Origin of the sequence: Amphibacillus sp. Q70, assembly GCF_052055485.1 — a bacterium.
GTDB lineage: Bacteria > Bacillota > Bacilli > Bacillales > Amphibacillaceae > Amphibacillus.
Genome location: NZ_CP197171.1, coordinates 1,115,411 through 1,129,677 on the forward strand (window position 1 = coordinate 1,115,411; position 14,267 = coordinate 1,129,677).

Sequence of the window (14,267 nt, forward strand, 5' to 3'; positions counted from 1 at the left end):
TGTGTATCAATGTTTGTTAAGGAGGAAAATCATGCGTAAAAAGGTCTTAATTGCGGTGGCCTTACTAGGTATAGTTTTACTGTTATCAGGTTGTGGAGATATTAATGAACCAATAACTGCTGAAAGTGAAGGGTTTTGGAACTCTTACTTTGTTTATCCTTTATCATGGATTATTATTAGGATAGCGGGATTATTTAGTGGTAGCTTTGGATTAGCAATTATTGTGGTTACACTCGGATTTCGATTAATTTTAGTTCCATTAAACGTGAAACAATTAAAGAGTTCAAAAGCAATGCAAGAGATTCAACCTAAAATAAAAGAAATTCAAGAGAAATATAGTTCTAAAGATGCAAAAACACAAGAAAAATTACAGCAAGAACAAATGAAGCTATTTAAAGAACATAATGTTAACCCGATGGCGGGTTGTTTACCAATGTTCGTTCAAATGCCAATTTTAATGGCTTTATATCAATCAATTATGCGAACCCCAGGATTACAGGATGGAACATTCTTATGGTTTGAGTTATCTCAACCCGATCCATTTTATATTCTACCAATTGTTGCAGCAGCTGCAACTTTCTTGCAACAAAAGCTAACGATGGCTGGGGCAAGTACAGGACAAGGAGCGGCTAATCCGCAGATGTCAATGATGTTATATATGATGCCAATTATGATTGGTGTTATGTCATTGTTTTTCCCTGCAGCGCTATCATTATATTGGGTAGTCGGTAATGTATTCATGGTTATACAAACAATTTTCATTAGAAAACCGTTTAAATTCCAACAAACTTCGGGAGGAAAATAATTGTGAAACAGGTAACTGCTTCTGGACAAACTGTAAACGATGCGGTCCAATCAGCGTTACAGCAACTTAACACTACAGAGGACCAAGTCAATATTGAAATCATTGATGAAGGTAAAAAAGGAATGTTTGGTATTTTTGGTGCCAAACGCTCAATTGTTAAGGTAATGATCAAGGAAGATCCGATTGATCAAGCAGCAAAGTACCTAGAAGAAATTGCAAAGGCATTTTCTGAAGATGTTGTTATCCATGTGACTCGTGATGAGAATAATGTAACTTTTGATTTATCAGGCAAAAAAATTGCCATGATTATTGGAAAACGTGGTCAAACTCTTAATGCCATTCAACATTTAGTACAGGTGATGTTGAATAGACATACGACAGAGTATTTCCGTATTGTTGTTGATGCAGAAGGCTATCGTGAAAGACGTGAAGAAACACTGAAACAGCTAGCAGAGCGTTTAGCTGACAAAGCAGTTAAAATCAAAAAAAATGTCACATTAGAGCCGATGCCATCTTTTGAACGGAAAATTATTCATAGTATTTTACAAAATAATCCTGATGTTGAAACACATTCAGATGGTACAGATCCTAATCGTTTTGTCGTTATTAAATCAATAGTAAAATAACTTTTTAAAAGAAGTTGGGCTAAAAGTAAAGAAAGTAGTTAGTTAAAAGGGCGAATGATATTCAATAAAATTGAATGGATCATTCGTCTTTTTATCATTTAACTTTTACTTACTAAATTGAAGTGTTTAGTTGTCTTGAAAAGCAATAGGTGGCGTTTCGACGGGATCGACAGATAGGTCGATAGACCAAAAAACCTGTTAAATGACCTGCCAGTCCCTGCTTTTTTTTATTGCTTTTCAAGTTAGTACAAGTCATGCCTCAGGGAAAATTGCCATATCTTACTCTGTGGATATTGTTATTATATAATGTTTAAAAAAATTTTATTTTGTATCAATCTTCTTTTCAGAAATATCATAAAAGTTGTTCCATGTTAATAAGTAGTTTTTCAAATTCAAATCTTATCCACTTGTTGATAAGATTTGAATTTTCTTATATTGCTTTTTTGTTAACATGTGAATAAAAATAGTTAAGTTTTATGTGTATTCTATAATGTGGATAAATAGTGAGGGAAGTGGAAAAGTTGGATAGTATAAATACGTTTCATTTTTCTTTTTTTTATGATACTCTATAACGTTAGTGAAACTAATTATTTTACTAAATTTTCTTTTACATTAAGATCAAATAAAAACTCAGCAAATATTTTCGATGGGACGAGTAACCGCAGTCCCAAATCACTAAGATGGGACGAGTAACCGCAGCAAGGAATACGATGGAGCATTCGTGTCGCAGGAATGTGCTGTGCTGGTTCTGCGTCCTAGGAAAAGTAGATATTTTAAAGCCTTAAGTAAAAGAAAACTAATATACTTTTATTTAAAAATGAGTAAAAGCATGTTTTTCTAATAAATAGAGTCAATTTAATGTTGGAGGTGACGAAAATGGATTTCGATACAATTGCGGCTATATCAACACCGCTTGGAGAAGGAGCGATTGCGATTGTTCGTTTAAGTGGGGACCAAGCTTTAACAATCACAAATAAGATTTTTTCAGGCCGAGATTTATCAAAGGTAAATTCTCATACCATTCATTATGGTAAAATTATTGATTCGGAAACAAACGAAATGATTGAAGAGGTTATGGTAAATGTGATGAAGGCTCCAAAAACATTTACTCGAGAAGATGTTGTTGAAATTAATTGTCATGGTGGGTTAGCATCTGTTAATCGATTGTTAGAACTAGTGTTGCAATTAGGTGCACGATTAGCCGAGCCAGGTGAGTTCACGAAGCGAGCTTTTTTAAATGGTAGAATTGATTTATCCCAAGCCGAAGCGGTAATGGATCTAATTCGAGCAAAAACAGATCGAGCGATGGATGTGGCTATTCAACAACTTGATGGCAGATTATCAAAATTGATTCAACGCTTGCGTCAAGATTTAATTGAAACGGTTGCCCATGTTGAAGTTAATATAGATTACCCAGAATATGATGATGTTGAGGAAATGACCCAAACAGTATTATTGGAAAAAACAACCGCTGTTTATCATGAAATAGAAAAGCTATTATCAATGGCTAAGCAAGGGAAGATACTAAGAGAGGGCATTTCGACCGCGATTATTGGCAAGCCTAATGTTGGTAAATCCTCACTCATGAATGCTCTTGTTCAAGAAAATAAGGCGATTGTTACTGATATACCTGGAACAACACGTGATATAATTGAAGAGTACGTTAATATTCGTGGTGTCCCACTTCGACTTGTTGACACAGCAGGTATTCGTGAAACAGAAGATATCATTGAAAAAATAGGAGTAGAACGATCGCGTCAAGTTTTAAAAGAAGCTGATTTAATTTTACTTGTATTAAATAATAATGAACCATTGTCTGAGCAGGATTATCAATTACTGGAGTTAGTCAATGATTTAGAGCTGATTGTCTTAATAAATAAAACAGATCTTCCAACTAAGCTTGACCAAACTAAAGTCAAGCAGTTAGTGAAAAATCATCCCGTTATTTCGACTTCATTAATTGAAGAAGAAGGAATTGATGATCTAGAAGAGGCGATTGCAAATATATTTTTCTCAGGACAATTAGAAGCAGATGATTTATCTTATGTTTCTAATGTTCGTCATATTCAGTTACTAAAGCAGGCATTGACTGCACTTGATGATGCGAGAGGAGCAATTAATGCAGGTATGCCAATGGACCTTATCCAGATTGATGTCACTAGGACTTGGCAAATTCTTGGGGAAATTATCGGCGATACTGTTCAAGATAGTTTAATTGATCAACTGTTTGCACAATTTTGTTTAGGGAAATAAAATATTATATTTTTTAGTTAAGGAGTGAAAAAAATGATATATGATGCAGGTCATTATGATGTTATTGTCATCGGTTCTGGACATGCTGGTGTTGAAGCTGCTAACTCAGCCGTTAAACGTGGTGCCAAAACCTTAATGTTGACCTTAAATTTAGACATGATTGCCTTTATGCCATGTAATCCATCAATTGGAGGACCTGCAAAAGGAGTGGTCGTCAGAGAAATTGATGCACTCGGAGGTTTAATGGGTAAAGTTATTGATAAAACTTATATTCAAATGCGTATGTTAAATACCAGAAAAGGACCAGCAGTAAGAGCCCTACGAGCTCAAGCAGATAAGCCTCTATATGTTCAAGAAATGAAACATCAACTTGAATTATTAGACGATTTAACCATTCGCCAAGCTATGGTTGAGAAGCTAATTGTGGAAGATGGCGTTTGTCAAGGTGTGATTACTGAAACAAAAGCTGCTTATTATGCGAAATCAGTCATCATCACCACAGGTACTTTTATGCGTGGTAGTGTGATTCTAGGTGATATTTCTTATCAAAGTGGTCCCAACAACCAACGACCGTCGGTTAAACTGTCAGAGAATCTAGAAGAGTTAGGGTTCAAGCTAGTTCGATTTAAAACAGGGACACCACCAAGAGTCAATTCAAAAACAATTGATTACACAAAAACAGAGATTCAACCTGGTGATGAAAATCCAAGTCACTTTTCATATGAAACAAAAGAACAGCTAATCGAGCAAATACCATGTTGGTTAACCTATACAAATGAAAATACACATCAATTGATTGATGATAATTTAAATCTCTCTCCAATGTATTCTGGTATGATCAAAGGAACTGGTCCACGATATTGCCCGTCAATTGAAGATAAAGTGGTTCGTTTTCATGATAAACCACGTCACCAAATATTTTTGGAACCAGAAGGGCGCAAAACAGAGGAAGTTTATGTTCAAGGTCTTTCAACTTCACTGCCTGAATTTGTCCAAGAGAAAATGGTGCGAACTATTGATGGACTGGAAAAAGCAGAAATTATGCGTTCTGGCTATGCGATTGAATATGATGCGGTAGTCCCCACTCAGTTGTGGCCTACTTTAGAAGTTAAAAATATTAGTGGTTTATTTACAGCAGGTCAAATTAATGGAACATCGGGTTATGAAGAAGCTGCTGGACAAGGATTAATGGCAGGAATTAATGCTGCTGCTCATGCATTAGAACTGGAAACTTTAATTTTAGATCGTTCGCAAGCTTATATTGGGGTACTCATTGATGATTTAGTAACGAAAGGAACGAGTGAACCCTATCGATTATTAACTTCACGAGCTGAATATCGTTTGCTGTTACGCCATGATAATGCTGATTTAAGATTAACAGAAATCGGTTACCAAATCGGGTTAGTTGATCAGTCACGTTATCAAGTTTTTCAAGAAAAGCTAACTTTGATTAAAGAAGAGCAAGAAAGGTTAAAGAAAGCAACGATTAAACCGTCCGAAGCTTTAAATGAAGTTTTAAAACAAGTCGGTGGAAGTAGCTTAAAAGAACCCATCAAAGCATTAGACTTTATGAAAAGACCAGAAGTAGATTATCAAATTATTAATCAATTTGCTCCGGCGCCAATTGAAAAACCAGCCGATGTTATTGAACAAATTGAAATACAAGCTAAATACCAAGGTTATATTGAAAAGTCAATGCAACAAGTTGAGCGAATGAAGAAGATGGAGGAGAAAAGTATACCAGAAAATATTGATTATGATGCTATAACTGGAATAGCAACTGAAGCTAAACACAGATTAAAAAAGGTTCAGCCATTATCAGTTGGTCAAGCTTCTCGAATTTCAGGGGTAAATCCCGCTGATATTTCTATTTTGCTTGTTTATATTGAGCAGGGTCAAATTGCAAAAACAATCTGATGGTTTAAAGAACAATAAGGATTTAGGGAAAGGAAGTCACTATGAAGCTTGAACATTTTGTCGAAAAGCTTAAAGAAAAGGGCATAGCGTTATCTGAAGATCAAATTAATCAATTTGAAATCTATTTTAAAACTTTAGTTGAATGGAATGAAAAAATGAACTTAACAGCTATTACAGAGCAATCTGAGGTTTATTTAAAACATTTTTATGATTCGATTACTGCAAGTTTTTATCTAGATTTAAGTAAGCCATTAACCATTTGTGATGTAGGAGCTGGGGCTGGCTTTCCTAGTCTGCCATTAAAAATTTGTTTTCCGCATATGAAGGTGACGATTGTAGACTCGTTAAAAAAGCGAATTACTTTTTTAAATCATTTGGCGTCAGAGTTAGGATTAACTGAGGTTACTTTTTATCATGATCGTGCAGAGTCATTTGCCCGAAATAAAAACTTTCGACAACAATTTGATCTTGTTACTGCTAGGGCAGTGGCAAAAATGACTGTTTTAAGTGAATTATGCCTTCCTTTAGTGAAGACAAATGGGAAATTTATTGCTTTAAAAGGTCCCAATGCTCAAATTGAACTGAAAGAAGCCGATCATGCGATTAAATTATTAGGTGGCGAATTGGAAGATTTATATCCAATTAATTTGCCCGGTGATCAAGGAGAGCGCCATATTATTATCATTAATAAGATTAAAACAACACCAAAAAAATACCCGAGAAAACCAGGGATGCCGAATAAATTACCTTTAATATAACCATTAAATCCACTCAGGGAGCTGAGTGGATTTTTAACTACTTTCTAAAAAATAATCTTATCTAGTTAAAAGAAAGCCATTAACCATAGGAATTTTAAAAATGATAACAGCCAAATTTTAATAATTATGATATAATAAGAACATACATTCTTATATAAGACAGGAACTGTGTGGGATGATTTAACAAATATCGAGTAGTAAAGCTTCATGGGTGTTTGGTTGATAGTAAAAACCCCATTTATCTACAAAATTTTAGTAAGCCATCATTTTTTAAAATAATGGTGAAGCAATTCACTTAAGAGAATATAACTAAAAGGTATGACTAATAAATGGTGTTTCAAATAACGATTATTGTAAGAATTGAGTCGAACTTTCATATACAGCACTTTGAATTTCTATCTATTCTGTAAGGAGGGTTAGACAATTAGTTAATTTACGATAAATTTTGATAATCTTTATGATATTAAAGGAATTTATGATAGAATGGTAGAAGTATATTATTAGTCATAACTCCTTTATTAAACGAAGAAAAGTTTAACTAAATGTTTCACGTGAAACATTTAATGCTCTTATTCATGAAAATTAAATAGAGAAATTGAAAGAAAAGGTGGTGTTTATTATATTACCTCCATTTAGTCGGATATTTGGTATCGGTGATAAAGAAGAACCGATGGAAGAAGAATCGTATAGTCAAGATGAGGTTGTACAAATTTCACTTAATGAAATTACACCAAACCGGTATCAGCCTCGGACCATTTTTAATCAAGAGAAAATTTTAGAGTTAGCCCAGACTATACATACTCACGGAATGATCCAACCGATTGTTGTTAGAGAGATCGACGATTCAGATAAAAAATATGAAATCATAGCCGGGGAACGTCGTTATCGGGCAGTAACGGACTTAGGTTGGGAGACAGTCCCTGCAATTATACGCCAGATGAATGATAAGGAAACAGCATCTGTTGCACTAATAGAAAACCTACAACGTGAGGAACTTACAGTTATTGAAGAGGCAAAGGCATATGAAAGACTTTTAAATATCCATGAGCTCACTCAAGAAGCTTTAGCTCAGAGACTTGGGAAAAGCCAATCGACAATTGCCAATAAACTTAGATTATTAAAGCTTCCAGAAGCCGTTCAAACAGCAATTTTAAACAAATCGATTACGGAACGCCATGCCAGAGCATTAATTATTTTAAAAGATGAGGAAAAGCAAGCAGCACTCTTAACTGAAATTATAAATAAACATTTGAATGTCAAACAAACAGAAGCAAGAATTGAAAAAATCCTTTCAGCAGAACCGAAAAAGAAAAAACCGAAACTAAAAGGATTTAATAAAGATATGCGGATTGCAATGAATACTATTCGACAGTCGCTTAATATGGTATCTGATACAGGTGTAGACTTAGAGACTGAGGAGCAGGACCTAGAAGAATACTATCAAATTACAATAAAAATTGCGAAGAATAAAAAGAATTAATACTTTAGAACCTATCTTTTTTGCTAAGATAGGTTTTTATTTATCACAAAAGGGAAGTGATTTGACTAGGACAAATTACGTAAATCTATCAATATTAGAGAATAACATTTTAATAACGATGTTTATTTTTAAAAAAAGTGATAGAATAGAAAAGAAGAGTTTTTAATTAGGTAGGTGACATGATGGGAAAAGTAATCGCCGTAACAAATCAAAAGGGCGGTGTAGGAAAAACAACCTCAGCAGTTAATTTGAGTGCAGGATTAGCGCATTTAGGAAATAAAACATTATTAGTAGATATTGATCCACAAGGTAACGCTACAAGTGGAATCGGTATTAATAAAGCAGATATTGATCAATGTATTTATAATGTCTTGATTGAAGATTTAACAACCGAAGATGTATCTGTTTCGTCAAATATTCCTAATTTAGATGTCATACCAGCTACGATACAATTGGCTGGTGCAGAGATTGAATTAGTACCAACAATATCAAGAGAAGTAAGACTAAAAAAGGCTTTAGAACCATCAATTGATCAATATGATTACATTATTATTGACTGTCCACCATCATTAGGACTTCTAACGCTTAATTCATTAACAGCCGCTGATAGTGTTATTATTCCAGTTCAATGTGAGTATTATGCATTGGAAGGTTTAAGCCAACTATTAAACACCGTTAGATTGGTTCAAAAACATCTAAATAAACAATTGAAAATTGAAGGTGTCTTACTGACAATGCTTGATGCTCGAACTAATTTAGGTTTACAAGTTATTGAGGAAGTCAAAAAGTACTTTCAAGATAAAGTTTATAAATCGATCATTCCAAGAAATGTTCGTTTAGGGGAAGCACCAAGCTATGGTCAACCAATTATTACTTATGATTCAAAATCAAAAGGTGCTGAAGTTTATCTTGAGTTAGCGAAGGAAGTGATTGCCAATGGCGAGAGGGTTAGGTAAAGGAATTAATGCTTTTTTTCCTGAATTAGATCAGCAGGAAGAAGATTTAGAGCAAGTTATCGAGTTAGACATATCTAGTTGTCGACCAAACCCATATCAACCACGGAAGACCTTTCAAGTTGAAGCAATTGAAGAATTGAAGAATTCGATTTTAGAACATGGCATTATCCAGCCTTTGCTTGTTAGACAAGCGATTAAAGGTTATGAAATCATTGCAGGTGAACGTCGTTTCCGAGCAGCTAAAGAAGCAGGTTTAGAAACCATTCCTGTTATTGTTAAAGAATTGAATGATCAGAAGATGATGGAGTTAGCTCTTCTGGAGAATTTACAACGTGAAAATTTAACACCAATTGAAGAAGCTCAAGCATATGTTAATTTAATGAAATCATATGAATTAACACAAGAGGATTTATCCAAGAAACTCGGTAAAAGCAGACCACATATTGCTAATCAAGTTAGATTACTGCAATTACCTGCACAAGTAACAGCGATGATTAATAATGGTGAATTATCGATGGGACATGGTCGTGCACTATTGGGATTAAAGGAAAAGGATAAACTAACAAGTGTTATTCAAAAAATAACGAAAGAAAATTTAAATGTTAGACAAGTTGAGTTGCTTATTCAACAATTAAATGATCATAAACCTCAAACGACAAAGCGTAAAGAAAAGAAAGATCTATTTATTACAGAACATGAAAACAGATTACGTGATTTTTTAGGAACGAGTGTTAAGATTCAAAGAGGTAAGAAAAAAGGGAAGATTGAAATTGAATTTTTCAATAACGAAGACCTTGATCGAATCATTGAAATGTTAAAGAAATAGTAAGCCGTTTAATGATCATGGATTTAATCTTATTACTGGATTTATCACAGATAACCGTCCGTAAAACTCCCACTGATTGAAGTTTCGTTTTATGCGAAACCTCAGCAAATGAAACAATTCATTATTGCGACAGGCTACAGAGCATAGTCCAGTTTTTTTATGAGTTGACCTTCTATAGATGTTCCACGTGGAACATCTATAGAAATTAACTAACAGTTTCCCCGATTAGAAAAGAAGTTATGTAAGTAATAATTAATCGAAAATCCGATAAACAGTTAACAGAAGGTAAAATTAATGAGATAACCATTTAAAGAGAGCATCATATCAATTATTAAATAAAAAATGAATCCCATCACTTGAAGAGACGAGTTAATGCATTCATTTTCAATCCCTTACTAAGATTCAAAATAACGATCGAGTTTTCTAAATTCCTTAGCTGCTCGATAATTTGGAGTATCATGGTGCATATTCATGTAAATCATACGTTTATGTCCAATAGCATAACCTACCACACTACCAACGACTGCAGATCCACCAACCTGTAAACCAACCATTTCAATCAGCATCACAGCAGCAGCTATGGGTACATTAGCAATACTAGCTAAGCTAGCAGCCATACCTGAAATGACTAGGGCGTTATTTAAACCACTGTTTGCAACAGTAAGAAAATTACTTAAAATACCACCTGATACTGCACCAATGAATAAAGCAGGAATAACAAGACCTGCACTTCCACGAAAGCCAATTGTGAATGAACTAGCTAACATTTTAGCTAATAAAATCATAATTAAGAATGATGTTTCAAATGAGTGATCAATTATATGCTGAATAAATCCTGTTCCGGTACCACCTACGTCTGGAAAGAAGATTAATAAAAAACCTGTCAATCCACCACCTAAAACAGGTAGATAATGCTGTATGCCACGCTTATAAAGCCAATCACCAATATGCTCTATTTTGTGAAACAATTTCATAAACCAAACGGATGCATATCCAGCAAGGACACCAGCTAATATATAGTAAAAAATATTAGCTGGATTGGTGAGATAATCTGACATTGAAAACATAGGTGTTGCACTGCCAAATGTACTATATACAATAAAACCAACCGTTGATGATAAAATCGCTGGAAACATATCATTATAGTGCAAGGACGATTTATAAAGTAATTCAGTTACAAAAATTCCACCACCAAGTGGTGATCGGAAAATGGCCCCAATCGCACCCGCAGCACCACAAATGGTTAAGATACGTTTGTCTTCTTTATCTAACAAACGATGGAAAAAGGGAAGCTTGATAAAAAAATTCGCTGAGCTCCCACCCATGAGTAACATAGGACCTTCTACGCCGCCGCTTCCAGAAAAACCGATTGTAGCAGATGTTGCTAATAACTTTGTTAACCACGTTCGTTGCGAAATACTTCCTTGATCTAGATTAACTGCGTCAATATATTTTGGGGATCCAGAGCCGGGTATATTCTTATCTAACTTAAATAAACAAGTTACAACTATACCACCAATCATGGGAGCAATCCAAACAGGAACACGTTGCCCGATGAAAGAAACTGAATCAATGGCTGCATTTAGAACTAAAGCAGATATACCACCACAAATACCAACTATTGTAGCGAGAAACATCCATTTGCACATAAAATTATTAAAATATTTGTTTATTAATCGCATATATATTAAGCTCCTCTCTGCCAGAGACTACTATTTCATTGAATAATGAAATTAGTTAGAAATCATTTTAACATAGAATAATTTCTGTGAGTTATTTTTTATTTACTGTGCTAGATTTTTTAAGATGCGTATCATTATCATTTATAAAAACTTCAATTTTCTCATCTGAATTTTCATGCTTAGTCAAGATGATCTAAGAGTTGATCGACGATTAAGTATCAATGTTGACTTTGTAGCTAGATTTTTCGATTGCCAACCCTCTACTTTCGATTGAGATCCGCAGGTGAGCTATGCTTCGCTTTCCTGAAGGTAGGTTAAGTTCGCCACGTCCTGTAGCTCTCAATCTCCGTGAAAAGCGAGCCCATTACTTTTTGGAACGAAGTAGCTTTTTATATGTGTAAGAACATCGAGCCAAACCTCCGTGCAACAAGTCAATCTGGCTATTGAATGATTGGTCTTATAAATATACTAGCAAGGGAGAATGACTGATTTTAGTGTGAGAAAGTTGAGTCAAAACTAAATGTAAAATCCATTAAAGTGTTTGATTTAAAGCGTTATGGTTAATAAAAAAACCATTTGAAATCCTATCTGGATTTCAAACGGTTATAGATTCTCTGAATGTGAAAGTTTCACTAAGGTATCATAATATCCTTTTAGGAGGAATTAGTCCCGATTCAGAGCAATTAGCAATTGTTAAATCTATTAAAGTAATATGAATGTTAATGTCAATATAGAGTGTTATTCTTTAACCTAGGAAGATTATTTATAAAAATCACACTAAAAGGTGATGAGCTAGTTAGCGTGATGCCTCTGTTTTATTAAAGTAAAGATGTTCTGAATAAAACAAAGCACGGGAAATAATTTCTGCTTGTTCAATGACAATATGCAGACGTGTATTTTGAAGGGTTAAAAAATCAACAGGAGAAGTTGCATTTACAATTCCAGTTAAATGAAGATGTCCGACTTCTGGTAATTCTTTTTTTAAAGCTAGACCAGGCTTAAGTGCGCCGATACTCGCTTTGATATGACCTATTGAACTAGCTTTGCCTAAACATGCATCAATAGCGATAACAAAAGCATTTGGATGTTGCTGTTTAATTTGCCTAAGTTGTTTTTTTAAATTGAGGGCATGGACTGGATTTTTAAGTGTCCCATATACCGAATAGTTTGATTGTTTACGTTTTGTTAATAATGAACCGGTGATGGGTCCTAGGGCGTCTCCGGTTGATCGATCAGAGCCAACACATACAATGACGATGTCTGTTAGCTGATTAGGCAGCCATTGGAAAATAAAATGACCAATCTTTTGTGAGACGAATTGCTCTTCATAATACAAGCTCAATTTTGTCGGACGAGATTGAGCTTGATTAGTTAATTTCATAGTTTGTATACCTCCATCATATTTTTATTAGTATACGATTCATAATCAATTTCTATACGTAAAAAATGGAGGATAGCTAATGAAAAAAAGTATGCAGTGGAGTTTTTTAATTGTCGGTGCTGTTATTGGAGCAGGGTATGCTTCAGGACGAGAGATATGGCTTTTTTTCGGACCGAACAGTGGACGAGCTATTTTATTATTTTCGCTAGTATTTGCTGTCAGTAGCTATGGTATTCTGTCGATCAGCTATCGACATCGAACCAATCATTATAAACCCGTTTTACAATCGATAGTCGGTAAAACAGCTAGTTACTTTTATGATTGGATGATGATCATTTATTTAATTTTCACAACAATTATTATGATTGCCGGAAGCGGTGTCACATTTGAAGTTTATCAGGTACCCAAATGGTTTGGTATCTTATTTATTGTTTTTATGCTTATTTGGGCATTCAGCTATAGTCTCGATCAAGTGATAAACATCAATACAATAATTATTCCGGTATTACTTAGTATTTTATTTATTATATTATTCATCTTTATTAATAAACAACCAGATTTAGAGCAAACTTCTGTGTTAAGTCCAAACTATCTCAAAGCAGTATCCTTTACATCAGTCAATGTTTTACCGATTATTTCGGTATTAGGTGCGGTGGGCCATAAGATAAGCTCAAAAACTGAAATTATTTTAACTAGTATTATCAGTGCAACCATTTTAGGTGTGTTATCATGGGTTTACAATCACAGTTTAACCTTAATCGAGACTGAAATTGATTTATATGAAATGCCGATTTACGGAATACTAGTTCATTTTCCGAATTTGGTATTGATAGTGATAACCGTTATCTTATGGATAGCGATATACACAACAGCAATTGGATCGATGTTGGGCTTAATTTCACGAATTCAAACAGTAATTCATTTAAGCCAGTTAAAAATAGCTGTTTTATTAGTCTTGCTAATAACACCATTATCGTTTGTAGGATTTCAATTTTTAGTTGAACTTATTTATCCACTATATGGTTTATTAAACTTGTATATTTTATTTAGATTAATGATTTATCCTCTTCAAAACATGTTTAAGGAAAAAATGATAAAATAGAGATAACGATAATTACTTTTAGACGGGAGTTTATTTAAATTGAAAAAGGATTATAAGCTTAATGACTATGTTGAAATGAAAAAAACCCACCCTTGTGGGGAAAATAGATGGAAGATTATTCGGATGGGCATGGATATTCGGATTAAATGTCAAGGCTGTGGCCACAGTGTTTTAATACCACGTAGGAAATTTGAAAAAAGTTTTAAAAAAGTAATTCAATCAACTGATTGAAGCAAAGCTAACTTTAAATCTGAGGAATGCATATGGTGCCCCGTAATAAGTATTATACAGCTAACAATATAGCTAAAAGATGGCTATAAACGGTTCAAGTTTTAAGATGGAAATCCATGGTTCGCTCAAAATAAAACGAAACTTCAATCAGTGGGAGCTAGGGGAACGCAGATTAAAACCGTTACCTCCTGGGACTGGGACTGGGACTGCGGTTACTCGTCCCACCGTAAAGATTTGCGGTTACTCGCCC

12 protein-coding genes are annotated in these 14,267 nt (G+C 34.3%); 10 read left to right on the forward strand and 2 right to left on the reverse strand.

Annotated features, from left to right (window positions below):
- Positions 1 to 31 precede the first annotated feature (31 nt).
- The 8 genes from yidC (at position 32) to ACS127_RS05255 (ending at position 9,621) form a co-directional block, all read left to right on the forward strand.
- Positions 32 to 805, forward strand: coding sequence for a membrane protein insertase YidC (gene yidC, locus ACS127_RS05220; protein ID WP_440897375.1), 774 nt, complete (start codon positions 32 to 34; stop codon positions 803 to 805).
- Between the two features lie 2 nt (positions 806 to 807).
- On the forward strand, positions 808 to 1,431 hold the full coding sequence (gene jag, locus ACS127_RS05225) for an RNA-binding cell elongation regulator Jag/EloR (RefSeq protein ID WP_440897376.1): 624 nt from the start codon (positions 808 to 810) through the stop codon (positions 1,429 to 1,431).
- Between the two features lie 876 nt (positions 1,432 to 2,307).
- Positions 2,308 to 3,684, forward strand: a complete 1,377-nt coding sequence (mnmE, locus tag ACS127_RS05230) for a tRNA uridine-5-carboxymethylaminomethyl(34) synthesis GTPase MnmE (protein ID WP_440897377.1) — start codon at positions 2,308 to 2,310, stop codon at positions 3,682 to 3,684.
- Positions 3,685 to 3,717: 33 nt separating this feature from the next.
- Complete coding sequence (gene mnmG, locus ACS127_RS05235; protein ID WP_440898082.1) at positions 3,718 to 5,601, forward strand: tRNA uridine-5-carboxymethylaminomethyl(34) synthesis enzyme MnmG; 1,884 nt, start codon at positions 3,718 to 3,720, stop codon at positions 5,599 to 5,601.
- Between the two features lie 41 nt (positions 5,602 to 5,642).
- A complete protein-coding gene (gene rsmG / locus ACS127_RS05240) occupies positions 5,643 to 6,359 on the forward strand; it encodes a 16S rRNA (guanine(527)-N(7))-methyltransferase RsmG (protein ID WP_440897378.1) in 717 nt (238 codons plus the stop codon).
- 619 nt (positions 6,360 to 6,978) lie between these two features.
- Positions 6,979 to 7,839: a nucleoid occlusion protein gene (gene noc, locus ACS127_RS05245; RefSeq protein WP_440898083.1), complete on the forward strand. Its 861-nt coding sequence runs from the start codon at positions 6,979 to 6,981 to the stop codon at positions 7,837 to 7,839.
- A gap of 182 nt (positions 7,840 to 8,021) precedes the next feature.
- Positions 8,022 to 8,795 carry a ParA family protein gene (locus ACS127_RS05250; RefSeq protein ID WP_440897379.1) on the forward strand — a complete coding sequence of 258 codons (774 nt, stop codon included), beginning with the start codon at positions 8,022 to 8,024 and terminating at the stop codon, positions 8,793 to 8,795.
- Positions 8,776 to 9,621 carry a ParB/RepB/Spo0J family partition protein gene (locus ACS127_RS05255; RefSeq protein WP_440897380.1) on the forward strand — a complete coding sequence of 282 codons (846 nt, stop codon included), beginning with the start codon at positions 8,776 to 8,778 and terminating at the stop codon, positions 9,619 to 9,621. The genes ACS127_RS05250 and ACS127_RS05255 overlap by 20 nt, the downstream gene beginning before the upstream one ends.
- Before the next feature lie 395 nt (positions 9,622 to 10,016).
- On the opposite strand, the gene ACS127_RS05260 is transcribed toward ACS127_RS05255, so the two are convergent.
- Together ACS127_RS05260 and yyaC are read right to left on the reverse strand one after the other, a co-directional pair.
- Positions 10,017 to 11,303 (reverse strand): chloride channel protein, encoded by a 1,287-nt coding sequence (locus ACS127_RS05260; RefSeq protein WP_440897381.1) that lies wholly within the window; start codon positions 11,301 to 11,303, stop codon positions 10,017 to 10,019.
- A gap of 796 nt (positions 11,304 to 12,099) precedes the next feature.
- Positions 12,100 to 12,684, reverse strand: coding sequence for a spore protease YyaC (gene yyaC / locus ACS127_RS05265; protein ID WP_440897382.1), 585 nt, complete (start codon positions 12,682 to 12,684; stop codon positions 12,100 to 12,102).
- Between the two features lie 79 nt (positions 12,685 to 12,763).
- Between yyaC and ACS127_RS05270 the strand changes: the two genes are divergently transcribed.
- Together ACS127_RS05270 and ACS127_RS05275 are read left to right on the forward strand one after the other, a co-directional pair.
- Positions 12,764 to 13,786, forward strand: a complete 1,023-nt coding sequence (locus tag ACS127_RS05270) for a YkvI family membrane protein (RefSeq protein WP_440897383.1) — start codon at positions 12,764 to 12,766, stop codon at positions 13,784 to 13,786.
- A 39-nt stretch (positions 13,787 to 13,825) separates the two neighbouring features.
- Positions 13,826 to 14,017, forward strand: a complete 192-nt coding sequence (locus ACS127_RS05275) for a DUF951 domain-containing protein (RefSeq protein WP_440897384.1) — start codon at positions 13,826 to 13,828, stop codon at positions 14,015 to 14,017.
- Positions 14,018 to 14,267 lie beyond the last annotated feature (250 nt).

Excerpts from the sequence above, each read along its gene's own strand:
- yidC (WP_440897375.1), top strand. The coding sequence starts at position 32 with ATGCGTAAAAAGGTCTTAATTGCGGTGGCCTTACTAGGTATAGTTTTA.
- mnmE (WP_440897377.1), top strand. The coding sequence starts at position 2,308 with ATGGATTTCGATACAATTGCGGCTATATCAACACCGCTTGGAGAAGGA.
- mnmG (WP_440898082.1), top strand. The coding sequence starts at position 3,718 with ATGATATATGATGCAGGTCATTATGATGTTATTGTCATCGGTTCTGGA.
- rsmG (WP_440897378.1), top strand. The coding sequence starts at position 5,643 with ATGAAGCTTGAACATTTTGTCGAAAAGCTTAAAGAAAAGGGCATAGCG.
- ACS127_RS05250 (WP_440897379.1), top strand. The coding sequence starts at position 8,022 with ATGGGAAAAGTAATCGCCGTAACAAATCAAAAGGGCGGTGTAGGAAAA.
- ACS127_RS05255 (WP_440897380.1), top strand. The coding sequence starts at position 8,776 with ATGGCGAGAGGGTTAGGTAAAGGAATTAATGCTTTTTTTCCTGAATTA.
- ACS127_RS05260 (WP_440897381.1), bottom strand. The coding sequence starts at position 11,303 with ATGCGATTAATAAACAAATATTTTAATAATTTTATGTGCAAATGGATG.
- yyaC (WP_440897382.1), bottom strand. The coding sequence starts at position 12,684 with ATGAAATTAACTAATCAAGCTCAATCTCGTCCGACAAAATTGAGCTTG.
- ACS127_RS05270 (WP_440897383.1), top strand. The coding sequence starts at position 12,764 with ATGAAAAAAAGTATGCAGTGGAGTTTTTTAATTGTCGGTGCTGTTATT.